The following is a 23440-nucleotide window of genomic DNA, read 5'->3' as shown; positions in this document are numbered from 1 at the left end:
TTAGACGCAGTCATGATGGTATACCTGAAATGATCGAATATAGGGACTTGAGTGAGGGCTTGTTTGTTGCCGACTAAGCCGTCTCGCCAAACTTCATCTCTTGTAGAATCTGAAACAGTCGCTGACGTCGATGTGGCGTATCAAACATAGCTCGCGGTTGCTCACCACTGAGAACTGGAATCCTAGTTTCAAGCCATTCTTCCATGCTGTCCTCATTGCCCTTAAACAGGCTATTTAGTTCCTGCTGCAATATTTCGACAGTCACGTCTTCATCATTTGGTTCTGATGTCATTGTTAATCTCAAGTTAAGTCAGGGGGGAACCCATGACTAAAGTATAGCGGATAATCTGGTATGGGCGCATTGTGCTCAAAGCGGCAGTCACTTCGAAAGCGGTAAACACAAACGGTTTACCGTTGGTAATCATTTTTTGTTTTACAAGGTGTGATTACTGTCAGTAAACAAAATCTGGTTACTGATAAGGGGATTTGGTTAGGGATCATTGTTCTAAATTGCTTGTTTCGTGATCTGACAACTTACCACAAGTGGAACATTTTAAAATTTGACTGGAACGGCTAAATGAGTCGTGATGAAAAATTTGATGAGTTCAGGTGAACATTTTCATGAGCGTAATCATCTGAGTAGGCTTTTCGTTTGTTCCATCTGGGCTTATTTTCGTGAACCGCCAGACTACTTAGTGCGTTCCACTGGAATTTTAGAATATTCCAGTCACAACAAAGGTGTACAAGTAACGTGCATTAAATTAATCGCCCGTTCGGTAGTGTTTGAGAATTATTGATGACTCTGGTTGGGCCGCGATAGGCGTTCACTTTTATTGTATTTCCAGTAACAGCGAGAAGCGCTAGTAATCCAGATTTATTTCTCGTGTCATTCGAATCGACCATACCGTGTACAAAATCTAAGTCTTTAATCAATTGGGCAATATCAATAAATTGCATGTACACACGCATTCGGTATTTGGCTTTCTCAGAACGCTTCGTTACTACCATAATAAAATAATCAGTAAGCAAGTTTATGGTACTTATACGGCTTAAAGATGATGAAAATGATGCCGTTTTAAAATCAGGATATGCGCTGTCGATAATGAAGGATAAATTGTTTTTCGGATTGTCGAAGAAGGTATTCTGCATGTAATAGAAGAACTCTTCTTTGATAAACCGTAGCGACCGCCACTCTATTGCAAAAGCCACTGTGCTTACGTAGCTATTAAGCAGCTTTACAAGCACTTTTCTGTTTTTTATGGCAGCACCTCGAAACAATAAAATGTGAGCAGCTATAACATCAAGCTCGTTGTTCGTGGCAACTATGTCCCCTATTTTCAGAAGTGAATCATCTTTAGCCAAGCAGATTTTTTTGATTTCGGCAGCAAGCTCAGTGATTAAGGCCCCCACCTTTGGTTCATGATCTGTTGTTATTTTATCCTCGCCAATCAGTTCCCAGAGCTCGTGGTCATAAACTTGCGTCATTCCGAAGCGTTGGGCTGTTTTCTTGATTTCATCATAAGTGCGAGGGTGAAGTTGTGTTCGCCCATGAAAAGCACGGGTGAACTTGCCATTAACTACTTCCTGCCCAGTGGCGGGATCAATTCGTATCGTTCCCATAAACCTTTCACAAGCTTTTCCTGAGCAATTGATGCCTGTTGCGGCCACAAAAAGCCTCATCTGACATTTTGCGGCTATCCGGTATTGCTCGCCATATCGACGTGTCATGTCGGCATTCCAAACATTTTTTATAAATTTCAGTTTAGTTCATTTTGGGTAAGTCACGCTCAGTTATGGGGGGAGGATCGCAGTACCGCTCTGTCATCCTCCTAGCGAAAAAATAGTGGGCTACTACAGTAGAGTTTCGATGCCCCAATAAAGGTATGAACATGTCTGAAGTTGTAAATACGGAAAAAGAGCGGGAGCTGGCGCAACGGATCAAACAGGACTTGATTAAGCAGCACGGAATGTTGCTGTTTGGCAAAGCACTCTATCAAGTGCTCGGGTTCACCAATGGAGATGCATTCCGACAGGCATACAAGCGAGGCAAAGTGCCTGTTGCCGTTTTCGAATTGGAAGGAAAGCGAGGGCGTTATGCATTAGCGGAAGATATTGCAAATTGGTTGGCGTCCCGCCGAATGACAGTAGCTGACCATGGAACACGTGGAGGTGCGCTATGAAAACGTAAACACCAGACACAAAAAAACCTCGCAAGGTGCAACTTGGAGGTTCTTTCATTGGGAGAGGCTACGCCTCATCAGCCTTAGATAAAAGTAGTCTCTCCCTGACGATAAAGCAAGCTAATCGAGATGCATGTTGGAAATAATTTTTCTGACACATCGTCGTTTGGCCAAATGGAAGGGTAGATAAATGATACTGCCATCAGTAAGACGGCGCGTTTTGCGTCAATTATTAAGCGGTGATTATTCGAATCGCAAAATCGCCAAAAGTAATAATATCACTCATACGTCGGTGAATCGCATGGCATACCGTGTGAAAGAGTTAAAAATAGATTGGGAAATGTTGAAAGATAGCACTGACAGCGAAATTAACGACCTGTTTATCAGTAGAAGGCCTAAAAGCTTGAAAGCAATGCCTGATCTTAACTATTTCACACAGCAGCTTCGCTCCATCAAGTATATGACGCAGGAGCTGCTATGGGAGGAATATGCAGAAGAAAATAAAGACAATCACTACAGCCTCTCCTATACCAACAAGTTACTTCGCGAGGATCGCAAGCAAAACAAAGTCGCGATGTTACAGCACCATCCTTTGGGGGGAACCTGTCAGGTCGATTTTGCAGGTGAAACCCTAAAGGCTAAAAACTGTATTGCTGGATTCAAGCCGCCTCAGTTTTTAGTCTGCAACTCACCAGCTAGCGATTACTACGTTGTGGTGGCCTGTCATTCGCAAAAAATTCCTGACTTTTTGGAAGGTATGAATCGCGCAGTAAAACTATTTGGCGGTATACATCAGGTTTATCTTACTGATAACTTCGCTTCCGCTGTCAAACCAAAACATAGAGATACACCAAACGATAGTTTAGCAGCGTGGGCAGACCACAACGATAGCATGCTGTCTAACACACGACCGGGTGAATCTGCTGACAAAGGGCCAGTTGAGCAAGGTGTGCTTAATGTTGAGCGTTGGATTATCGCTCCGCTACAACGTATGACCTTTGCATCACTGGCGGAAGTCAATGAAGCAATAAAGCCCCTGATGCAGAAACTTAATGAGAGAAATTTCGCTCAGTATGAGGGGAACCGCATCAGTTTCTACAAAGAACATGAACTCCCGTGTCTAAAGGAACTACCTCCTGAATCGTTTGATGTTCCCCAGACTATAAAAACCCTGACCGTTGAACCTCATCACCATGTTCGTATTGAGGGCCACGGCTATTCAGTTCCTGTGAGTCTGGTAGGCCAAGTAGTGAAAGTTCATGTTTGTACGAGTTCTGTTCGTGTAATACACAATGGGAAAACCGTCGTTGTTCATGCCAAAAGTAAAAGCCAAAGGCAGAACACAACTTTACCAGAGCACATGGCTCCAAATGAGCTGGCTTATCAAAGCTACACTTATCCATTCGCAAAATCGTGGGCGAAATCCATAGGCATTGCATCTGAAGCCTTTGTCGACAAGCTATTTGATAAACGGCCAGAGAATGACCAAAAACCGATGCGAGCAGTGAGCAAGCTAAAGAAGCTAGCTAAGTGCTATGAATATGAGCAAATGGAGGTTGCGTGTGAACGCGCACTAGCGATTGGTGATGTTAATGTGACTACCGTGGAGCGCATTTTGAAGCGGAATACAAAAACACTGCCACAGCCTCGCAAGTCAGTCGGTGTCTCGCAACTTCATCACAGTAATATTCGTGGAGCAGAGTATTTCTCAGGTATAGAAGGAGTGCGTCATGATTAGTCCGTCTATCCGCAAACCAATTGAAGAGCTGGGGCTACATGGTGTTATTCGAGCACTTGAAACGCAATACAGCTCTAACGAGTTCGACGATTTGACCTATGAAGAAAGACTTGAGCACCTTTTCATTACGCAAGTTGAAGAGGACCGCAACAGAGCGATGACGCGTCGCGTTAAACAGGCTCGACTTCGTTTCCCCAATGCGTGTACCGAGAACATAGAGTTCGGTGGTGAGCGAAGCGGTCATAAAAAGTTGCTTCTTTCTCTGCTTACAGGCAATTGGGTAATGAAACATCTAAACGCCGTAATAACTGGGGCATCAGGTACGGGTAAAACCTATCTTGCAAACGCCATTGCGAACGCCTTGCTGTCGGCAGGGTATAAAGTGCTGTATTACCGATTAGATGACTTTTTTAAGGAGGCGTACAAGAAACAAACATTGGATCAATACGCTAATTTTCGTCGTACACTTCTGAAAACAGACTTACTTGTCCTCGACGACCTTGGTGCATGCGAGCTGTCGGGAGAGCAGGTAGAAATTCTCTACTGTATTTTAGAAGACCGCTACACAGAATGCTCAACGCTGATCACATCGCAAATCCCTTTTCAGGATTGGCATGCCTTTATTGGTAGCGACAATGTTGCCGATGCAATCCTTGACCGCATCATTCATAACGCTCACAAGTTGCCGCTGCATAGCAAAAAATCTATGCGGGAGAAGTTTGGCAAGATTGCGTTAGAAGAAGATTTAAAGGAGAGCAAAGGTGAATAAGTTAACTTACATATATTCATCCTTAGCAATCTCCCTTAACAATGAAGGTGATGGCTTATGAATATTCCATCACCCAATATGTATCTGGATGTGCTAGGTCAACTCAACCTTGATGAATTGAATATTCAGCAAGCCTTTGAGCATTATCGTCAGCGATACCAGCTAAGCGAACTTGCGCAAGAGTTTGTGAATCAATGCGGTAGTATTGATGCTGATCTCAAATGCCATACAGGAATTGGATATTGCGATCGAACAATGGGCAAACAAATCCCTAAAGCCAGAAACTGTGAAGGGGGAAGTATTAGAGGAAGCCTTCTGCGATCTGGACTAATACGTGCGACAGGACACGAAATTTTTCGAGGATGTGTAGTGTTCCCGACCTACCATGAAAATGGAAATGTTCTATCAGCTGTCGGCTATCGGGTTGGAAGGATACGCCGGAATGATAGTGCTGTTATTTACTGGCATAGGCCTGAGCCGAAAGCTTACGTTGAAACTGGGATGTCAATGGCTAAAGAGCTTATTCGTGAACAAACCTACCACTAATCGCATTTGGCGATGTGCCAAGTACTACTTTGAGCTTTGTCTCGCAAAGGGGCAAAGCTCAGATACGGTAAGAGGTAAACGAGGCGGTCTTAAGAAGTTTTTTCTTTGGTGTATAAACCGCAATGTTACACGCATTGACCAAATTGATTTGGATTTAATGGATGAATACGCAGCCTATTTGAATGCGTATCGCAAACCGTTAGATAACCAGCCGCTATGTCCAGCCCAAAAACGAAACTTACTTACGTTTGTTAAAACATTCGTGAAGTACATGTTCATCAAAAAATTGCTGCAAACCAATACGCTTGTAAACATTGAGCTACCATCAAAAGGTGAGCAAATACCCAAAGCGCTTTATAGCACTGACGAAATAGAAGTGATTCTGGAGCAGCCACTGCTGTTTGGGATTAAAGGCTTGCGTGATCGCGCTATTCTTGAAACCTTCTTTGCAACAGGCCTAAGACGAGGTGAACTGGTTAAGTTAAATATTGATGACATTGACTTCAACAGTAAGTTGGTTCGAGTCCACGGCAAAGGTAAGAAAGAGCGTTTAGTACCAATCAGTCTGCGAGGATGTGAATGGCTTGCATTCTACATCGGCAAGATTCGTCCAATGTTCTCATTTATCGGATCAGGAAAGGCATTATTTCTTGCTAACAACGGCAAGCGCTACATACCGGGAAAACTGTCTGATATGGCCTCACAGTATGTGAAATTAGCAGGTTTTGACCGTACAGGAGCATGCCACTTGTACCGGCACAACACAGCGACAACAATGTTAGACAATGGCGCTGACCTTCGTCACATTCAAGAAATGCTGGGCCATGCCAGCATCCTCACAACACAACTTTACACGCATGTCAGTCGAAAGAAATTATCAGAAGTGTATCAAGCTACTCACCCATCTGCTGAGGGTAGTAGTGGGTTGTTTTGACACGTATTCTGCTATCAAAAAATAAAGTTGCACTTTAAGATTGATAAATTTTTAACCAACCCCAATAACCCGATTATTGATGCAAATAATTAGTAAGGGGAAAGGATGTCACTGGAGCATGTGAATCATAAAACATTGTGCGATTTTGCAAAGGATAAGGTCAATTTACCTAAAGACAGGGCTGATAAGTTTCGCAAACAGGCTCGTAGTCTTCGTGAAAAGTTGCAGGATTATTTGAAGGAGCACCCAGACTTTGCTCTTAAACGAATGCAGTTATCAGGTAGCTTGGCAAAAGGGACGGCACTTAGGTCACTAAATGATATTGACGTTGCAGTTTACATTGGTGGCATTGATTCAAATATTGCCTTGAATGACCTGCTTGATTACTTGGAAGAAAAAATTCGAAGAGCGTATCCCAACTTTAGTTACGATCAGATTAAAAGGCAAACATACAGCATATGTGTATCGTTTAAAGGTAGCGGTTTAGACGTTGACCTAGTACCAATAATTTATGAAGGAAAGGCTGATTGGCGTGGATACTTAGTTAGCCAGATGGATGGCTCATATTTGGAGACAAGCATTCCCCTTCATTTAGAGTTTGCAAAAAAGAGAAAAGAACAACAACCAGAACACTATGCGCAAATTGTAAGGTTGGTTAAATTCTGGGCTAGAAAGCAGAAAAACGAAATAAATGGCTTCAGATTTAAGTCGTTCATGATTGAAATGATATTAGCGAAATTGAGTGATAATGGTGTCGATTTTTCTAATTATGTCGAGGCACTTCAAGAATTTTTCACCTACATTGTTAAATCAAATTTAGATCAAAAAATAATTTTTGAAGATTATTATAAAGCTTCTGAAGTAAAAGATTTTAGCGATCCAATTCAGATTATTGATCCTGTAAATACAGAAAATAATGTCAGTAGCTTGTATACACGAGATCAGGCAGATCTGATTGTAAATGCGGCAATGGATGCTGGTGATGCAATAGATGCCGCTGAGTTCGCTCCTACCAAAACATTAACTGTCCAATATTGGCAATCGGTCTTTGGGCCATCGTTTTCGGGGTAATTATGAGTAGTAGCTATACGTCAACATCAACCAATACATTTACAATTACCCATGCTCGTCATATGTCGGCTAAGGTATCAGCCGATTTAAGGAGAATGCAACGTTTTTATGATAAGCCATCATCGAAGCAGATAGAGGATTTTGAAGAAGAAATTGCTCAATTGATAAAAAATGGATACCTAGACACGGTAACATTTGGATTTCAACGAGATGATAAATGGATCGAACCTACTTTTAGATATACAGCTAGCCAAATAAGTAATGGTGTTGATGATGTACCGGGAGCGCTGAGGGCAAATGCAGATGTAAGCAATGCCTACTTTTGTAGTTATCTTACTTACACCAATAAATTCTTTCAACTCAACCAAAGTGAAAGAGATAGCTTTAAGAAAACTTTGCCAGTTCAGAGGGTTACAGGTGATGAACCCAGTACATCTGGTTACTATGAAAGTGATAAAACTTATTCATCTGGTGATCAAAGTTTATCCAGAAAATCGTTGAGGAGTTATTAAGTAGTGATGACAACCGAAATAAATAGTTTGTTTGAAAACAGTCGGCAATTTCCCGATTATGAAGCACAAATGAGGCTAGACCGATTGATCGGGTTAGATGACTATAAAATCAGGTTAACCAAGATGTTGTCCGTTCTTATTGACCCGCGCTCAATGGAAAAGTGGGTGAATAAATATCACGGTGATCACTATGAAGTTTTAGAGCCTATATTAAGCAGGCCCCCACTAATAGTGCTTGCTGGAGATGTTGGTTCAGGAAAAACAGCATTAGCAGAAAACATAAGTGATAAGGTAGCCCGACTAAACAAAATAGATATTACATTGCTACCGCTTAGTTTGTCTTCCAGAGGGCAAGGTCGAGTGGGTGAAATGACTCAATTGGTTTCTAGTGCTTTTCAACAAACAAAAGATTTGGCTAAAAAATATAAGAGTGAATCAGGAAAATCAAGAGGAGCTGTCGTCCTCCTAATTGATGAAGCTGATGCGCTGGCACAATCGAGAGAATCCGAACAAATGCACCATGAGGATCGTGCTGGAGTTAATGCATTTATCAGGGGGATTGACTCATTGGCGAGTGAAGTTTTACCTGCCGCAGTAATAATGTGTACCAATAGATTAGACGCTTTAGACCCTGCTGTTAAAAGAAGAGCAGCTGAGATTCTGCCTTTCACGAGACCAAATGCAGAGCAACGAAAATCTGTTTTAGAGCAAACATTAGCTCCATTTGGTTTAGATAATGGAACTATTGAAAAAATTGTTGAGATAACTGGAAAAACAAGCGAAAAAACATATGGTTTTTCATTTTCAGATATTACTCAGCGGCTTGTCCCCTCGATCATTCTAGATGCATTTCCAAATAAGCCAGTTACTAAAGAAAGGGCTATTGAAGTTGCATTGTCAATTCAACCTACGCCTCCATTCCGGGGGGCTGTAAATGAGCAATGATATTTGGTTGAAAGGGGTTTTTGAGGATGTGCAAAAAGATCTTCAGCTTGATTTATACCGGGCCTCACGTGGTGTGGAACATGCCCCGACAAAAGGTGATATCCATGAAGGTAGTTGGATAGATGTTCTACGTGATTACCTGCCAAAGCGATATGGGGTGGATAAAGCAATTGTAATCGATAGCAAGGGAAACAAAAGTGATCAAATAGATATTGTAATTTTCGATCCGCAGTACACTCCGATGTTATTAATTCAACAAAGCCACAAATATATTCCAGCCGAGGCAGTGTATGCCGTATTTGAATGTAAACCGACTATTAGCAAAGAATATTTGGAATACGCTGGAAATAAAGCAAGCTCAGTTCGAAATCTCATTAGAACTAGCGTACCGATAGCAACTGCATCAGGAACTTTACCACCTAAAACGCCACACACTATTATTTGCGGTATATTGGCTGCGAAATGCGATTGGGTTGAAGGTATAAAAAGTAAGTCATTCGACAATAACTTACCATCCACAGCAAATAGCTTGTTAGACATAGGATGTTCTCTTGAAGGTGGGACTTTTGTTAGTGAAAGTAGCGGACTTGATAAGCACCAATCAAACAATAATCTAATGTATTTTTTGTTTAATTTATTAGCAAAGCTTCAAACCTTAGGTACTGTTGCAGCTATAGATTGGAAAGCGTATGCCAACATTTTGAGAGAGGATTAATTAATCCATTTCTTTGGATCGTAGTTCGTACTAATTTATATGCAGGCACGATACTATGATCCAGTTATCGGGCGGTTCTATTCGAATGATCCAATCGGTATTCGTGATATATACAGTTTTAATCGATATGTTTACGCAAATAACAATCCGTATAAATATGTAGACCCAGATGGGAAAGAAAATGAATTTGCAGCCCTGACTTTAGTGTTAGCAGCAGCAGGTGCAGACTATGGGACTCCTGAACCAACCGATGTTAATCCAGTAAAAGCCGCTGGATATGCTTCAGCAATTATTGGAACAGCAGTTGGTGGAACATTGGTGCTTGCATATAATAAATTGACTGAAGAAGACAAAGAAGATAACAATCAATACTCCAAAGGAGGCAAGCAAAGAACTAAAGATACGGGATTAGCTGGATATAGTGATGATGAAATCCAAGATCTTTATAATAACTCTAAAGGTAAAGATCGGAAACGTTATGAAAAAGAACTAAAAAGTAGAGAACAGAAAAACAAAAATAAAAACAGGAAGAATAAAAAGCAACCTCCAAAGAAACCGAAAGAACCGAAAGAAAAGGAGTAAATAGTTATGAATCAAATTAACGAAATATTCATGGATGACATAGAATCAATAGATGATGAAAGCCAAAATTCTTTTGAGAATCTTAAAAAGGGTGTTTTTTCTGACGATAGTGAAATTAGACAAAGATCATTTTCTAAATTGGCTTTCTTTGAATATAGCGAAGAAATTAAAAACATTTTTGAAAGAGGGTTATCAGATAACGATGAACTTATTCGTTCTGATTGCATAGAATTTCTTGCTGAATTTGATTTACTTGATAATTTAGAAAAGATTTGCGAATTATTAGATGATCCAAGCTATTATGTAGTTTATTCATGTGTAATTAGTCTAGCTGAACTAAATTCTCATAATGAAAGAGTTTTTGGGCTTTTAGTTAATAAGTTAAAAGATAGAAATCTTCAGAGTGGAATTGTTTTAAGAATTCACTATGCGTTATATAGACTTGATCCAACTTACTCTATTGAGCACCTATTAGATTGTTATTCTGATTCCAGAGATTATCGAGATAGGTGCGCTATTTTAAGCTTATTAGCAGAGGGAATTCGAGAAGAGGATATCCCTTTCACCAAAGATAAACTGGATAAAATTGTAAATCCTAATGATTTTAAATCTGTACTATCTGAATATGATGAACTTTTAGATTCATTAGGTTGATCAGCGATTTCAATTTGAATCCCAAGCCCCGCCCTTAGATGGTGGGGCTTTTTTTCGCCTTGGAATGCTGTTGAGGGTTGTTACCAGTGCTGGGTGATCGGACTTCACGTATTGAATCCAACCCCAACGCCCTTAGATGGTTGGGCTATTTTATTGGTACTTGGCGCTCTGGCTTAACTTCGTAAAGGCTGATAACTTAGGCTTCTGGGGACAGCTTGCTTCCCAGCAGTAAGCTTGAGTATACAGTGGGCTGTTTTCTATCCAGCGACAGGACAAAAATTATAACAAGGTAGTGCGATGCAGTTACTAAATCTAAATATTGACCGAATCATTATCCATCAGGTGTATGAATCAAAGGGGGTCAGATCAAATTGAATATTTGGTTTGGCCTTTTTTATGGGCAGAATTAACAGCTGCCTGAGCAGCGATTTCCGGCAGAGGTGGTCAGACGTTGCCAGCGAAGTGGGCAATCGGTTCCGGCGCCAACAATAAGGTTTAGTATTAGGAAATAATGTCTAATAGGGCAACACTTTGTCAGTTAGAACTGACACGTATGATTTCCATTAGGAATAAACACCTTACAGCTGCTTTCGAAAAGTAGGAAAAAATTACTATCTTAGGTGGTAAGATAAGTTTAAAGATGAAAATTTTCATAAAAAATATAGAAGCGATGTCTTGCCTCATGCTGCTTTTTAGTCCCTTAGTAAATCAGCATTTGGTAATCTTCACAGATTTGATGATTACCTTAAAGAATCTTCAGTGAGAACGACTTATGATTCGAAGAAAATTTTGCCTAACTGTCCCGTAAATTTCAAAGTTCAACAATCCAATTCTAGACAGTAACCTGACTCTGGTAGGTACCAAATGAAAATAAAAATGTACCCAGCCGAGAATGGGGACGCTTTTTTACTATGTTCTGATGAGGTGAATATCCTTGTAGATGGTGGGTATGCTAAAACCTTTAGTTCTTATGTTCGACCAGATCTCGAGTCCATGGCGAACAACGAGGAGCATTTGGAGCTAGTTATAGTAACTCATATTGACTCAGATCATATTGGCGGAATAATTCGCTTCCTGATGCTAAATGGAGGTGCACAAGTAAATAGTATTATCCCCCTAAAAGGTATTTGGCATAACAGTTTACGAGCTCTAACATCAGAGAGCGAGGCTGATATTTCACCCTCAAACCTTGAGGTTTTAAATGCAATCAAAAGACGCGGCCACCCCAAAAGGCAAGCGCAGGATATTACATCGGTTGATGAAATCAGTGCGAAACAGGGAAGTACACTAGCATCGTTGATACATGCCGGACAGTACATCTGGAATGAGGGAGACGGGACAAAAAGCGTTTGTGTTGATTCTGTTCAACAAAAAACCTTCTCAAATGGATTTGTTAAAGTGCTGTCACCTTCAAAGCTTCGATTAGCCAATTTACTTAAGACATGGAAAAAAGACTTGAGGCGTTATGGTTTCAATGGCTCTGTTAACTCTAATCAAGTTATAGACGATGCATTTGAATTTAATTTTGAACACCGAAATGATACTCAGATTAATAAACAAAGTTTCGTATCAGCGCGGAGTCAGAAAAGGCTGGAAGATATATACACTCCTGATAATTCAATAGCTAATGGCAGCTCCATTGCAACTCTTATAGAACTTAATGGAACACGAGTATTAATGCTAGCTGATGCATGGGCTGAGGATGTTTTAGAAGAACTCCAAAAAATGAAGTCACAGGGTGAATCAATGGTGTTTGATGCCATAAAGATATCCCATCACGGGAGTAATCATAATACGAGTCCAGATCTGCTTAGCCTAGTAGATTCTCCTATATATTTCATTTCTTCAAATGGAAGTAAACATAGCCACCCAGATATCGAACTACTCCGAGAAATTGTTAATAGAGAAGCAAAGTTTACGAGAACTCTCTATTTCAATTATTCAACCCCCGAGTCTAGAGAAATCAAAGATTTTCAAACAACATCAGGTGCAACTTTCATTGTGGAAGAGAATGCTATCGACTGGATAGAGATCACTAAGGAATATGAATGTTAGATACTGAAATGAAATTGGCAACTTGTAGAATTGAATATGGTGGTGAATCTGGTACAGGAGCACTAATTACACCGAAAGTTGTACTGACCGCGCGTCACTGCGTAGAAGAAGCCATTGATAGTACTTCGGTAGTAACTGTTAAATTTGACAACGATGCTAAGTTGTCTGAATTCAAAGCACACGTCTTTGCTCACGATGAATGCCTAGACATTGCATTATTGATCTTAGGGACAGAGTGCAATATTAGTCCGATTAATCTAAGCGATAAGTTACCTTTAGGTGGAAGTAATTTTTACGCATATGGATGGCCTGTTAGTAAACTGACTATGGGGCACCGGTTAGAAGGAACCATCGTTCAAACCTTCGATAACCCTAGGTTAGGCTCAGATATAGAAATTAATATAGATGAACCTTCATCATTGAGTAACTATGAAGGATTGTCTGGAGCCGCTGTAGTTTGTAATGATGCTTGTGTGGGGATTATCCGGCTTTCTATAGAAAAAAGTATAGGAGTTATTTCTATTGCTCAGTTACGAAGCTTTCTAAGTGACAATGGAGTATCTGTCGGCGCTAATGAACTAGCCTCAGAAAACCAAAACCTTGCTTCGAGAGAAAAGTTTAGCCGGCAATTCGATCAGTTCGTCATTGATAAAACATGTAGTTATCTTTTTATTAAGGGCGCTCATGGGATTGGAAAATCAACATTCTGTGAAACTTATTCTCCAGTAAATCAAAAATTAGAGTACTTTGATACCTACAGCTTTACTCCAAAGAAGGGGGCTAGAAACGCTATTCAATTAGCTCAGCCGCAGGAATTCTTTAATTGGTTAAACATGCGAGTATCTATGTTTGCCACTCAAACACCAGGGCGTAATGAAACTGCAGATTATCCTGAGTTAATAAACAAAACAGAGCAACTTTTATCGCGCTTGAGCGAGAAGTACATTTCTTTAGGGAAGGTCGGTTTATTGTTCATTGATGGACTTGATGAAGTTGAGAGGCAAGATCCAACAGCACTGAGTAGGTTAATTGGGTTATTACCATTGGAGTTACCATCGGGATTAGTTATCATTTTTTCAGCTCCTAATTATGATTCATTTGAGAGTCGATTAGGAGCAAGACTAAATCACGACTCATGCATTTCCATGCCAACCCTTAGTGACATCTCAGTCAAAACATTTTGTTATGACTCCATTATATATGAACGAGTTAATGCAAGAACTGTAAGTTTAATTTGTGAAAGAGCTCAAGGGCATCCACTGTATCTTCGTTATTTAATTGACTTAGTAAACTCAGGGATAAGTGACGATGAGCTCGAAGAAATGCCATTAATCGAAGGGCGTATCCGAAGATATTATGATTTGATATGGTCACAACTCAAGAGTGACAATGATGCTGTAAATCTATTAGCTATTGCTGTTCGACTGCGTTGGGGAATAAGCACAAAGCATTTTGTAGAAATATTAAATTCAAATGAGCAAGGAATATTAGTAAGTACTCTTGGTAGGATACAGCACTTACTTTTGGTTCCTGATGAAACAACGATCTACCACTCCTCCTTTTCTGACTTTTTAATTGAAAAAACACAGTTACGTGAACAAGATGTGCAGCTCCGACTAGCGGAGTATTGTATCCAGAAGAGAAGTGAAAAATACGGTTTGTTAAACCTGATTTATCACGGCCTTAAAGCTGAAGGTATTGAAAAAGCAAGTTTAATTACTTTATGCAATCAAGAATGGGTAGATGAATGTGTTTATCAAGGTGTTGAACCTGACATTTTACTGGGAGATCTCCACGGTGTATTGAAAGCGGCAACTGAGCAAGGTAGTTTGGTTGAAACAACACGTATCCTTTTGCTATCCCAGAGAATTACGTTTCGATACAACACATTGTTTGCTCAGTCTGCTGATTTAACTGCAAGTGCATTGATCTCAATAGGAAAGGAACAAGATGTTCTACAACATGTAAGTCGATACGGTCGATTAATTATACCTCTGGAGCAAGCACTTAATATAGCTTTAAGCCTTATAGATTCTAATAGCAACGAAGAAGCTATTAGTTTACTAGACATAGTTCAGACATATTTATCAGAGACATTTGAACAGGTATCTAAGGAGAAAGGCTTATCTTATAGAGAGTTCTTGGATATTTATGACCTTCAAATACAGCTTTACCACCTAAAAATACGAGCTGGCGATGATGCCTATTGGCCGATACTGACTAAGTTCCAGTTCTATTGGATGAAAGTTATTGACCGAAACTCAAAAGATGAGGAATCAAGTAAACTTATTCGTAATGAAATGTTGACTTACTTTCATGTCAGTTCGATGTGTCTGATTGGTAAGTATATGTCCATTGCTCAGGTTCAAAAACATTATTCGGGACCGTTAAAAGAATTAGCTGAGCTATTCGTGTTTTCAGTTCCACTTTATATAGATCTTTGTGATAAATACAGTGTAAGTCATGATCAGGCAGTAATGGGACAAGCCGTTTCCGACATACATGTTTTGGTTTCGGAAGCTTGGGATGAACAAATGAAAGTACATCCCATGATAGTTGATCGCTTTATTTCTATCGGAGCAAATAAAGAAATCATCTTGGCCTTAATTGAGGACGTTCCTGAAGAACCATCTCCAGTAGTATTTATCGCAGATGACAATGTCTCTATTGATGAGGCTAAATTAAATGCTGGGGTAGCACAGTGGAGACTCAAAGCATTTTTTGATTCAGACTTTCCTTCCCCAAATATAATTAAATTTTCTTCAAGTCTATGGCTTGAAGGAATTGTTTCACTAATCAGAATTATTGCATGGTGTGACGGTTCGGCCAGGCGCTTCAAGGAAGCTCAAGATACCGATGGACTAGAGGCCGTCTGGGAAGTTCTTGAAAAAGAAATTTTGGTTCAACTCAAGCTTAGCCTCGCTCAAAGAATGCAATGGGAAGACGCTTATGGCATACCAGAAGGGATATTCCCCCATATATATCAGTTAATCACAACCATGATTGTGGATGTGTTCCCCAACAAACTTGAGACCTTGCTAAGTTTTATTGGTGAGCAGTTCGATAATCAGTGTGGTATTTATTCTGAAGGTTTTAGGGGAATCTTAAGTCAAGTTCTAAGTGTTGTTACTAGTAAACCAATGGAAGAAGAGGTTGAAGATCAATCATTTCATTTGGTTGAACGCTGGAGAGAGTATATAACTTCTAACTTAAAAAACAGGTATGAGCTTGTTCCTGAACTACTAAGTTTAGTCCCGTTATTTGTCCGATTGGATGCCCTAGAAGAGGCAACTAAAACGTATCAACTTGTTTTGTCATTCTCAATGGGACCAAGTTGGTACAAAGAAGATCAAATTGGCTTAAGTGTTGCTGCTCTTGAGTCTATAAATAATCCATCTGAAATAGAACGAGGAAGTCTGAGCCAAATTGCGGGAATACTCGATGCTGCGGGTGGGGAAATGACTTTTCAACGCTTCGTTAGATACGCTAAACGCGACTTTATTAGTGTTTTAAGTTCGGGGGGGCGTATTAACAGTGCTGTAAGCTATTTCATTAAACAAACTTACGGAACGTCAGAGCAAATGTATCAGGAGGTCACCAGAGATCGTATAGATCGCATATCAGAGTTAAAGGGAACCCGTTTTCCAGGTACAGCATTGGACGAACAAGATTCAATTCTATCTATTGTCACCCCCTTAATTTCACGTGCTGATTGGCAGCTTTGCTGGGCATTATTGGAAAGCTTTCACTTTGGTGACTCTCGTTATATTAGTGGATTTGCAAAAGCCTACGGACTTTTGATCGAAAAGGTTTCTGATGATGAGAACTCTCTCAAAATGATCATGGATAGGTTAGATATAATTTGTGAATCTGAGTTTGATGACGAAACCAACTGCTCAGAATTTATTGAGTCAATTGCTTTATTCATACCCGAAGGGGTCAAAGGTACTTTTGAATCTAAGTATTCTGAGTATTTAGCTCAATCAAAAGTTAACAAGGTAGATAGTCACGTTTTAGAAGAAAGCACTTTTACTGTGGAAAGTGAGTCTAGAGAAGAAGCTCTAGACTCCCTCTATATGCCAGGGACATTTGGTTCTAGGGGAGCAATTGCTGAAGCAACTAAAGCTTTATCTAAGGCTGAAAAATACCTACGACGTCGTAGCAACTCTGAAGGGCACAATGAGATTATTTCTGGCATAGCTGCTATTCAAAGTGGTGGCTGGCCAATTTGGGAAGGCCAAGTTCCAGAAGTAACAAGAGGACAGTCTCTACTCTTGGAGACTACTGAATCAGCTTCCGAAGTAATTCAATTGTACTCCCCATTGATTTTGAATGAGCGATATACCCAAAGTTGGCGTATCGCAGAAGGGTTAATAAATTGGTTAGGGGGTTACTCTTCTAATGATGAGCAGGTTAGGCTTCTTAACGTTGCTATAGAACATACCCGTCTCATGGTTGGTGACGTAGATCAAGACGCTGACAGTTACGAGTTTATGGACGAAGACGGGGATAATGAGATCTCATATTCTTTAGCTACTTTGCTGCTTCATGTAATTGAACATCCGACATGGCTCCGACGAGAAAAGGCATCAGAGATGCTGCTTTGGTTATCAAGAAGCTACCCTAACTTTATTCATTTATTTGGGGCCAAAGCTTTTTCAATGGATTGTGGTGTTCATCCAGATATCATATGTGGAGCTCTTGAACAAATGTCTTCAAGGCAAAAAATCTGGGAAACATTGGCTCAAGAACTTGATTTTAGTTATTTAAGGCGAAACTGTACGCATGTTGGAAGGTATTCAGTTTTAATACGTATCGCGAGGCATGAAGTGCTAGCAGAGTCAGAATCTGCTGAAGAAGCATTATGTATTCTACGTTCTCGCTTAGGAAATAAACTTACTGCAAAAAAAGAAAGTAAAGTCGTGTTACCTGAGTGGGCGGAATGCCTGAAACCTTATTGGTCAAGGCTAGAAGAGCTCAATTTAATAAGCCCTACTGTTGTGAAGAGAGCTGAGTCTTTGATTAAAGATATATACTCTCCGTTGACTATTGACGTAAATTTAGAATTGGAACAGCTGTTGGCTGAAGGCTATTGTGGGAATTCTATGAGTCCTGAACGTTGGGCTGATAAGGTGCGCTACGCTTTTCAAGTTGCATTGTCTGAAGTTGCGATTGAATCACAATATCAACAAATCGAAACTATTTTCAGAAAGTATAACCCCACTTGTTTAGATAAATTGAGAACAAAAAATTTCAGGTCTCCTGCTCCGAGGTGGATTCAATCTCAAGAACCAGAACCCCTGTGTGGAAATAGTATTTATTTAGACTATTGTGAAAGAGTTTGGTTTAAAGGTCAGCTAAGGTTGGTCAGGTTAACTGCTTATCTGTCTGATAATACAGAGAACCATTCCTTTGCTTCAGGACGATTTTTATCGACAGATAAACCTTCACTAAATAAGACGAGCTTTATTGATACATGTGCTAATGTTGAGCCTCTACCTGTATATTTTGGTAGCTTCACACCAGCTATACCAACCAATCATTTCATGTCGATCACTGGAGCAACTGCTTCTGATTTTAAACGTAGTTGGTGGAAGTCTGGACGAACAAAAGAAGTATATGAGGGAGCTCCAATTCATGAGGGATGTCTTCTGTCGATTGAGGCAAATACACTTAGGTTACCAAGTGGGTTCAACTTAATTTGGGTATTTGAATTGGACTTACAGCCTGTATCATTGATTTCTATTGAATAATATCGGAGGTAGGTATGAATTTTGAGCGAATGGATACACCAGAAACTAGAGCAGAATTCGAACGACGTTTTCACTATATGTATCATCAAATGAAGGCTGGAAAGTTTCATGTTGGGCCCGATGTATCAATGGGAGGTGTGCTCAAAGTAAGAAAGCTACCAAATGGTCGAATTGACTTTCTCAGTGTGAATGAGCAGGCTCGTCTCCAAGCTAACACTGTTTATAATATGCGGAATTTTAAAGATCCAGAACATGGAGATAATGAATAAACCGAATTAGTGTACAGTCTTTATTATTCCAAACTTGCCTTTGTGTACAAACTTTATTATGCGAACACAGTAGGACAACACATTGGATATATTGCATCATTTCTCTGCCGCGCTAACGGTTACCGCTCCACTATTAATCATATTATTGGCTGGTATAGCCTTTAGAAAATCCGGAATACTTGATTCAGCCTTTGTTGAAACAGGTAATAAACTGGTGTTCGGGGTTGCCCTGCCTTGCCTGCTGTTTTTAAGCGTCGCAACACATCCCACGTCTGATTCTCAGGTTTTACCTTTAATAATATTTGCGCTGGTAGCAACGGTACTTAGCGTGGTGATAGTGCGCGGGTTTTCACCTTTATTTATTGCAAAGGACCAGTGTGGGGTTTTCACCCAATGTGCGTTTCGCGGCAATATGGGCATTATCGGTATTGCGCTATGCCTAAATGCCTATGATGAAAGCATACTGGCAATCGCAGCGATTTATGTGGCGGTGTTAACCATCAGCTACAACATACTCGCGGTGCTGTTGTTAAGTAACTCCTGTAAAAATATATTTAAAAGCCTGCTTAAAAACCCACTAATTATTGCGATTGTTTTGGGGCTGGTTTGGTCAGAATCTAAGGTTCCTGTGCCAGATATTATGCACACGTCTTTGAGCTATTTGGCCCAGCTCACTCTACCACTGGCACTGGTGTGTATTGGTGCGAGCTTAAACTGGCAGAGCTTGCGTGCCAATCATAAGCTCGCGTTCACCGCTACCGCTTTAAAGTTGTTGGTTTTACCTGCAACTATATGTTTTGTAGCAATTATGGTTGGCATTAAAGGCAACGCACTTGGCGTGCTGTTTTTGATGATGGGAACCCCTACCGCCGCCTCTGCTTATGTAATGAGTAAACAGATGACAGGGCAGGGAAACTTAGCCGCTGAAATTATTACCTTATCCACCTTACTCAGCCCCATTACCATTACGCTGGGGCTGGTCGCATTAAACTATTTGTCTCTAATTTAACGGATTCTGCTTAGAGCCCATAGTTAAACTAAAAACAACATAGTATTACCGGCTAAAGCCACGAATGATTAATTAAAGTGAATGCTTTAATACAACCCGATAATGAGGTTTGCCATTTTTTAATTTATCCATTGCCTTATTTACATCACTAAAACTGAAATATTCCGTGACAGGTTTGATGTGATGCAATGCAGCAAAGTTGAGCATTTTGCCAATAGTTGCAGGGCTGCCCACCGGCGAAGCCGAGACAGAACGCTGCCCCATTAATAAAGGGAAAACATTCAGGTCGAGCGGTTCAACGGTAGCACCTACGAAGTGTAAACGTCCTTTAGGCGCTAACGTGGCAACGTAAGCGTTCCAGTCTAGTTTGACATTAACGGTAGACAGGATGTAATCGAACTTACCAGCGGCGGCTTCCAGTTCATCAGCATTGCTACTATTTAAAACGTTGTGCGCTCCAAGTTTGATCAGATCATCTTTTTGACTGGCATCGCGGGTAAATGCTGTCACTTCACAACCCCATGCATTTAAAAACTGCAATGCAAGATGACCTAAACCGCCAATCCCAATCACCCCAACTTTTGACGTTGGTTTAATGGCAAACTGTTCAAGAGGATTAAATACGGTAATACCTGCACACAGCAAGGGCCCGGCACTATCGGGATCAACACCTTCGGGTAATGGCACCACAGCGCTGGCCTGGGCACGCACTTTATCGGCAAAACCACCAAAGCGGCCGCCTATGGTCATTTCGGCACTGGCGCATAAGTTGTGATCGCCAGACATACAAGATGAACAAGTACCACAATACCCCGAATGCCAGCCCAACCCTACGCGCTGACCCTTTGTTAACGACGTCACCTTGCTACCCACAGCTGCAACAGTACCAATAACTTCATGCCCCGGAACAAAAGGATACTGAGTCATGCCCCAGTCATTATTGAGCATACTTAAGTCACTGTGACAGATGCCACAGGATTCAACGTTAATTTCTACATCCTGATCGCCCAATGGACCAGGATCATATTCAAAGGCCTCCAATTGGCCGCCTGCACTATGCGCTGCATAGGCTTTAATCATATGTCATTCCTCGCAAGTAAAGGTTTCAATAAAAAGCTCAGATAAAGTTTCCGATAATCATGTAAATGAAACAATGAGAAACATTGAAACCCATCGTTTCTATTTTTGAAACAATATTGGTAATTCATTTATACTGAGCAAAAATAAGATTAGCGTATTGATAACATTCTATGAGTGACATTATTCCGCTGCATTTATTGCAGTATTTTGTCTGCACCGCAGACAAACTTAACTTTACTCAGGCCAGTGACAGTTTGGGCATCACAAAATCCAAACTCAGCAAAGAAATCCGGAAACTGGAAAAATTAATTGATATTAGTGTTCTGGAACGTTCTTCCCGGGTCGTAAGGTTAACCGAAGCCGGACAGCTTCTTTATCAACGTGCCGTTGTACTACTGGAAGATGCAAATCACTTACGTCACGATATACAAACCCTGCACCATGGCGTGTCTGGCCGCTTAGCGCTTGCGGCATCACCAGCACTTGGACGTTATATCAGCCAGTTTTTACTTCCCACATTTAAGCAACAATGGCCTGAAATATCACTAACGTTGAAACTGTCCTATGATTTTGAAAACCTGTTCCAACAAAATCTGGATATGGCATTTAGAATTGGACGTAATCTGGACCAAAATCTTATCCAGCGTCAAATAGGTTTGTCTAATCGGGTACTTGTTGCCTCACCCAGCTACCTGCAATCACATGCTCCCATCACTAATTTGCAAGAATTACGTCAACATAAAAGTGTTCAGTTTTTTGAATCGGGGCAACAGACATGGACTCTTTGTTATCGATCTGGCACAGAACAGGTGTTGCTTGATCCGGCATTTCAGTGTGAAGACTTTGAGTCTGTATTACATATGGTTGAAGCAGGTGCAGGCATCGCCCAGTTGCCCTGGTTTATTGTGAAGCAAAAAATTTCCAATCAAACGCTACAGCTAGTTCTGCCGGGTATTGTAAGCCCAACTTTGCCTATCTATGTGGTCTATCGCAAGGGATACAATAAACCAGCAAAATTACAAAAGTTTCTTGACTGGATTGAGGCTAATCAGGATTTGTTTAACCTGGTGCATACAGAAAATAGCAGCGGTTAAGTAATTCCAATTACTTGTTTTGTTTTACAGTTGCCTGCCAGTTTACTGCCTGCCAGCGCTGGTCACGCCATACAAAAGTACCACTGTTTAGGTAACGTTTTACCTCTGTTTTATCAGCCTTATTATCAGTCCCAACTAAGGTAAAAGTAACTATTGCCATATCCTTGTGATGCCAAACGTTAATATCTTCAGCAGTATAAACCGCGTGAGGCTCAGCTTTGTTCACAGGACCCGATTCACTTACGCCCTGCATTAAAGTGGCTTTATCAAAACGGGTACCATTCGAGCTGGTATAGACAAGTTCATCAGCCCAGAATTTGTCGTGGATCTGCGCATCATTAATGCTGGCACCGGCCAGAAACCAGTTTACTGTGTCGGTAAGCTGTTGTGTTACATCGCTTTTATCTGCATACGCCGAAGACGTAACGATTAGCATTATTGCGCTAAATAAAGTAAGTAGGGATTTCATCGTATTCCTTTTAATTTTTAGTATTCGAGTTTAAACAGGATTTCATCCAGCGAAGGTTGCCATTGAAAGTCTTTGAGTCTGACTCTGTTATTTAGCACCACCACACCTTCCTCCTGTAACAGACCTTTTTGTCGCTCTGCACTCTCTGAGCCTGCCGGAAAGGCAATTTGACCATTTGAACGTAAAATACGGTACCAAGGCAGCGTTTGGCCATCAGGTACCTGCCCCAACGATTTACCCACCATACGAGCCCGGCCCGGCAATCCGGCTAAATCGGCAATTTGTCCATAGCTCGCCACCTTGCCTTTAGGTACCATAGCCACGGTTTTCCATATTTTTTGCAGTGCCTGATTCATAACTATGTCTAAACGCCTTTATTGTAGCCAATGCCTGTATCCGCAATCGGTATGCCTGTGCCATGCAGTCCAGCTGGATGAAAATAAAGTAAAAGTGATTGTGCTTCAACATCCATCAGAAAGTGCGCATGCAAAAAATACCGCGCGTTTATTAAAACTGGGATTAAAACATTGCGAGATTATCTGCGGCGAGTCAGCCGCGGACTTTAACGATATTCGGCAACGGGTCTCACAATCTCCGCAAGACTGGGCAGTGTTATATCCCTCACAAAACAGTTTGCAACTGTCAGCCAGTCACCCGGCAAAATCCACGCCTGCCTGTTTAATCCTGCTTGATGGTACCTGGAAAAAAGCCTTCAAAATTTGGCAACTTAACCCCTGGTTACATTCCTTAACCTGCTATCAATTACAGATTGACAACCCCGGCATTTATCAACGCAAAGCCAAATGGCAAAACAGTTTATCCACACTGGAATGTTGTGCATTTGCCCTGGATTTATTTGAGGGTTTATCTCCAACTCCGCTATCGAAGCTGTTGCAAGTAAGACAAAGTAAATTGTTATCTTCAAGCGCTTTGTCTCCAGAAAACAAATAGTGACAGTTCAGATAGTGCGGTGTAGATAATATAACCAACTTTCTCTTGTAAAATCAGATGGGTTAGTTATTCTTGAACAATATTCAAGCAACACACATTAATGGCACTTTCAGC

Annotated in this window: 22 protein-coding genes; 17 read left to right on the top strand and 5 right to left on the bottom strand. The window is 40.8% G+C overall.

Features of this window, described 5'->3' with window-relative positions; all coding sequences use genetic code 11:
* Positions 1-73: 73 nt before the first annotated feature.
* The gene (locus tag H8B19_RS12540) at positions 74-292 is read right to left on the bottom strand and encodes an antitoxin Xre/MbcA/ParS toxin-binding domain-containing protein (protein ID WP_186507236.1); all 219 of its coding nucleotides are present in this window, start codon (positions 290-292) and stop codon (positions 74-76) included.
* A gap of 464 nt (positions 293-756) precedes the next feature.
* Entirely contained in the window at positions 757-1728 is a 972-nt protein-coding gene (locus H8B19_RS12535; protein ID WP_186507235.1) for a hypothetical protein, read from the bottom strand.
* Between the two features lie 161 nt (positions 1729-1889).
* Here H8B19_RS12535 and H8B19_RS12530 point away from each other — a divergent pair, with 161 nt between their 5' ends.
* From H8B19_RS12530 to H8B19_RS12460, 15 genes are all read left to right on the top strand, one after another.
* Positions 1890-2180 (top strand): hypothetical protein, encoded by a 291-nt coding sequence (locus tag H8B19_RS12530; RefSeq protein WP_186507234.1) that lies wholly within the window; start codon positions 1890-1892, stop codon positions 2178-2180.
* A 220-nt stretch (positions 2181-2400) separates the two neighbouring features.
* On the top strand, positions 2401-3918 hold the full coding sequence (locus H8B19_RS12525) for a Mu transposase domain-containing protein (protein ID WP_186507233.1): 1518 nt from the start codon (positions 2401-2403) through the stop codon (positions 3916-3918).
* Positions 3911-4687, top strand: a complete 777-nt coding sequence (istB, locus tag H8B19_RS12520; protein ID WP_186507232.1) for an IS21-like element helper ATPase IstB — start codon at positions 3911-3913, stop codon at positions 4685-4687. The genes H8B19_RS12525 and istB overlap by 8 nt, the downstream gene beginning before the upstream one ends.
* 57 nt (positions 4688-4744) lie before the next feature.
* Positions 4745-5233 carry a hypothetical protein gene (locus H8B19_RS12515; protein WP_186507231.1) on the top strand — a complete coding sequence of 163 codons (489 nt, stop codon included), beginning with the start codon at positions 4745-4747 and terminating at the stop codon, positions 5231-5233.
* Positions 5214-6167: a tyrosine-type recombinase/integrase gene (locus tag H8B19_RS12510; protein WP_186507230.1), complete on the top strand. Its 954-nt coding sequence runs from the start codon at positions 5214-5216 to the stop codon at positions 6165-6167. Before H8B19_RS12515 ends, H8B19_RS12510 begins: the two co-directional genes overlap by 20 nt.
* Positions 6168-6272: 105 nt before the next feature.
* Positions 6273-7238 (top strand): CBASS oligonucleotide cyclase, encoded by a 966-nt coding sequence (locus H8B19_RS12505; protein WP_186507229.1) that lies wholly within the window; start codon positions 6273-6275, stop codon positions 7236-7238.
* Positions 7239-7240: 2 nt separating this feature from the next.
* Positions 7241-7750, top strand: coding sequence for an HORMA-1 domain-containing protein (locus H8B19_RS12500; RefSeq protein WP_186507228.1), 510 nt, complete (start codon positions 7241-7243; stop codon positions 7748-7750).
* A gap of 6 nt (positions 7751-7756) precedes the next feature.
* Positions 7757-8695 (top strand): AAA family ATPase, encoded by a 939-nt coding sequence (locus H8B19_RS12495; protein ID WP_186507244.1) that lies wholly within the window; start codon positions 7757-7759, stop codon positions 8693-8695.
* Entirely contained in the window at positions 8685-9410 is a 726-nt protein-coding gene (locus H8B19_RS12490; protein WP_186507227.1) for a DUF6602 domain-containing protein, read from the top strand. The genes H8B19_RS12495 and H8B19_RS12490 overlap by 11 nt, the downstream gene beginning before the upstream one ends.
* Positions 9411-9449: 39 nt before the next feature.
* Positions 9450-9992, top strand: coding sequence for an RHS repeat-associated core domain-containing protein (locus H8B19_RS19025; RefSeq protein ID WP_241737596.1), 543 nt, complete (start codon positions 9450-9452; stop codon positions 9990-9992).
* Between the two features lie 6 nt (positions 9993-9998).
* On the top strand, positions 9999-10646 hold the full coding sequence (locus H8B19_RS12480; protein WP_186507226.1) for a HEAT repeat domain-containing protein: 648 nt from the start codon (positions 9999-10001) through the stop codon (positions 10644-10646).
* A gap of 864 nt (positions 10647-11510) precedes the next feature.
* Positions 11511-12701 (top strand): AVAST type 1 anti-phage system MBL fold metallo-hydrolase Avs1a, encoded by a 1191-nt coding sequence (avs1a, locus tag H8B19_RS12475; protein WP_186507225.1) that lies wholly within the window; start codon positions 11511-11513, stop codon positions 12699-12701.
* Entirely contained in the window at positions 12695-18454 is a 5760-nt protein-coding gene (gene avs1b / locus H8B19_RS12470; RefSeq protein ID WP_186507224.1) for an AVAST type 1 anti-phage system protease Avs1b, read from the top strand. Before avs1a ends, avs1b begins: the two co-directional genes overlap by 7 nt.
* 14 nt (positions 18455-18468) lie before the next feature.
* Positions 18469-18723, top strand: a complete 255-nt coding sequence (avs1c, locus tag H8B19_RS12465) for an AVAST type 1 anti-phage system protein Avs1c (protein WP_186507223.1) — start codon at positions 18469-18471, stop codon at positions 18721-18723.
* Positions 18724-18805: 82 nt separating this feature from the next.
* Positions 18806-19732, top strand: a complete 927-nt coding sequence (locus H8B19_RS12460) for an AEC family transporter (RefSeq protein ID WP_186507222.1) — start codon at positions 18806-18808, stop codon at positions 19730-19732.
* 72 nt (positions 19733-19804) lie between these two features.
* Here H8B19_RS12460 and ahr read toward each other — a convergent pair whose 3' ends face one another.
* Entirely contained in the window at positions 19805-20812 is a 1008-nt protein-coding gene (gene ahr, locus H8B19_RS12455; RefSeq protein ID WP_186507221.1) for an NADPH-dependent aldehyde reductase Ahr, read from the bottom strand.
* Positions 20813-20982: 170 nt separating this feature from the next.
* On the opposite strand from ahr, the gene H8B19_RS12450 reads away from it, so the two are divergent.
* On the top strand, positions 20983-21906 hold the full coding sequence (locus tag H8B19_RS12450) for a LysR family transcriptional regulator (protein ID WP_186507220.1): 924 nt from the start codon (positions 20983-20985) through the stop codon (positions 21904-21906).
* A gap of 10 nt (positions 21907-21916) precedes the next feature.
* Here H8B19_RS12450 and H8B19_RS12445 read toward each other — a convergent pair whose 3' ends face one another.
* Together H8B19_RS12445 and H8B19_RS12440 are read right to left on the bottom strand one after the other, a co-directional pair.
* Positions 21917-22375, bottom strand: a complete 459-nt coding sequence (locus H8B19_RS12445; protein WP_186507219.1) for a nuclear transport factor 2 family protein — start codon at positions 22373-22375, stop codon at positions 21917-21919.
* A gap of 17 nt (positions 22376-22392) precedes the next feature.
* Positions 22393-22731, bottom strand: coding sequence for an MGMT family protein (locus tag H8B19_RS12440; RefSeq protein WP_186507218.1), 339 nt, complete (start codon positions 22729-22731; stop codon positions 22393-22395).
* 4 nt (positions 22732-22735) lie between these two features.
* Here H8B19_RS12440 and H8B19_RS12435 point away from each other — a divergent pair, with 4 nt between their 5' ends.
* Positions 22736-23326, top strand: coding sequence for a tRNA-uridine aminocarboxypropyltransferase (locus tag H8B19_RS12435; RefSeq protein ID WP_186507217.1), 591 nt, complete (start codon positions 22736-22738; stop codon positions 23324-23326).
* The last annotated feature ends 114 nt before the right edge of the window (positions 23327-23440 follow it).

The organism is Neptunicella marina (assembly GCF_014270035.1).
GTDB classification, from domain to species: domain Bacteria; phylum Pseudomonadota; class Gammaproteobacteria; order Enterobacterales; family Alteromonadaceae; genus Neptunicella; species Neptunicella marina.
The sequence above is the reverse complement of the archived record's forward strand: the minus strand, read 5'-3'. Positions and strand labels throughout refer to the sequence as shown.

What these genes read in the sequence shown, in the direction of transcription:
- H8B19_RS12540 (WP_186507236.1), bottom strand. Translation starts at nt 292, where the DNA reads ATGACATCAGAACCAAATGATGAAGACGTGACTGTCGAAATATTGCAG.
- H8B19_RS12535 (WP_186507235.1), bottom strand. Translation starts at nt 1,728, where the DNA reads ATGACACGTCGATATGGCGAGCAATACCGGATAGCCGCAAAATGTCAG.
- H8B19_RS12530 (WP_186507234.1), top strand. Translation starts at nt 1,890, where the DNA reads ATGTCTGAAGTTGTAAATACGGAAAAAGAGCGGGAGCTGGCGCAACGG.
- istB (WP_186507232.1), top strand. Translation starts at nt 3,911, where the DNA reads ATGATTAGTCCGTCTATCCGCAAACCAATTGAAGAGCTGGGGCTACAT.
- H8B19_RS12515 (WP_186507231.1), top strand. Translation starts at nt 4,745, where the DNA reads ATGAATATTCCATCACCCAATATGTATCTGGATGTGCTAGGTCAACTC.
- H8B19_RS12505 (WP_186507229.1), top strand. Translation starts at nt 6,273, where the DNA reads ATGTCACTGGAGCATGTGAATCATAAAACATTGTGCGATTTTGCAAAG.
- H8B19_RS12500 (WP_186507228.1), top strand. Translation starts at nt 7,241, where the DNA reads ATGAGTAGTAGCTATACGTCAACATCAACCAATACATTTACAATTACC.
- H8B19_RS12495 (WP_186507244.1), top strand. Translation starts at nt 7,757, where the DNA reads ATGACAACCGAAATAAATAGTTTGTTTGAAAACAGTCGGCAATTTCCC.
- H8B19_RS12490 (WP_186507227.1), top strand. Translation starts at nt 8,685, where the DNA reads ATGAGCAATGATATTTGGTTGAAAGGGGTTTTTGAGGATGTGCAAAAA.
- H8B19_RS19025 (WP_241737596.1), top strand. Translation starts at nt 9,450, where the DNA reads ATGCAGGCACGATACTATGATCCAGTTATCGGGCGGTTCTATTCGAAT.
- H8B19_RS12480 (WP_186507226.1), top strand. Translation starts at nt 9,999, where the DNA reads ATGAATCAAATTAACGAAATATTCATGGATGACATAGAATCAATAGAT.
- avs1a (WP_186507225.1), top strand. Translation starts at nt 11,511, where the DNA reads ATGAAAATAAAAATGTACCCAGCCGAGAATGGGGACGCTTTTTTACTA.
- avs1b (WP_186507224.1), top strand. Translation starts at nt 12,695, where the DNA reads ATGTTAGATACTGAAATGAAATTGGCAACTTGTAGAATTGAATATGGT.
- avs1c (WP_186507223.1), top strand. Translation starts at nt 18,469, where the DNA reads ATGAATTTTGAGCGAATGGATACACCAGAAACTAGAGCAGAATTCGAA.
- ahr (WP_186507221.1), bottom strand. Translation starts at nt 20,812, where the DNA reads ATGATTAAAGCCTATGCAGCGCATAGTGCAGGCGGCCAATTGGAGGCC.
- H8B19_RS12450 (WP_186507220.1), top strand. Translation starts at nt 20,983, where the DNA reads ATGAGTGACATTATTCCGCTGCATTTATTGCAGTATTTTGTCTGCACC.
- H8B19_RS12445 (WP_186507219.1), bottom strand. Translation starts at nt 22,375, where the DNA reads ATGAAATCCCTACTTACTTTATTTAGCGCAATAATGCTAATCGTTACG.
- H8B19_RS12440 (WP_186507218.1), bottom strand. Translation starts at nt 22,731, where the DNA reads ATGAATCAGGCACTGCAAAAAATATGGAAAACCGTGGCTATGGTACCT.
- H8B19_RS12435 (WP_186507217.1), top strand. Translation starts at nt 22,736, where the DNA reads ATGTCTAAACGCCTTTATTGTAGCCAATGCCTGTATCCGCAATCGGTA.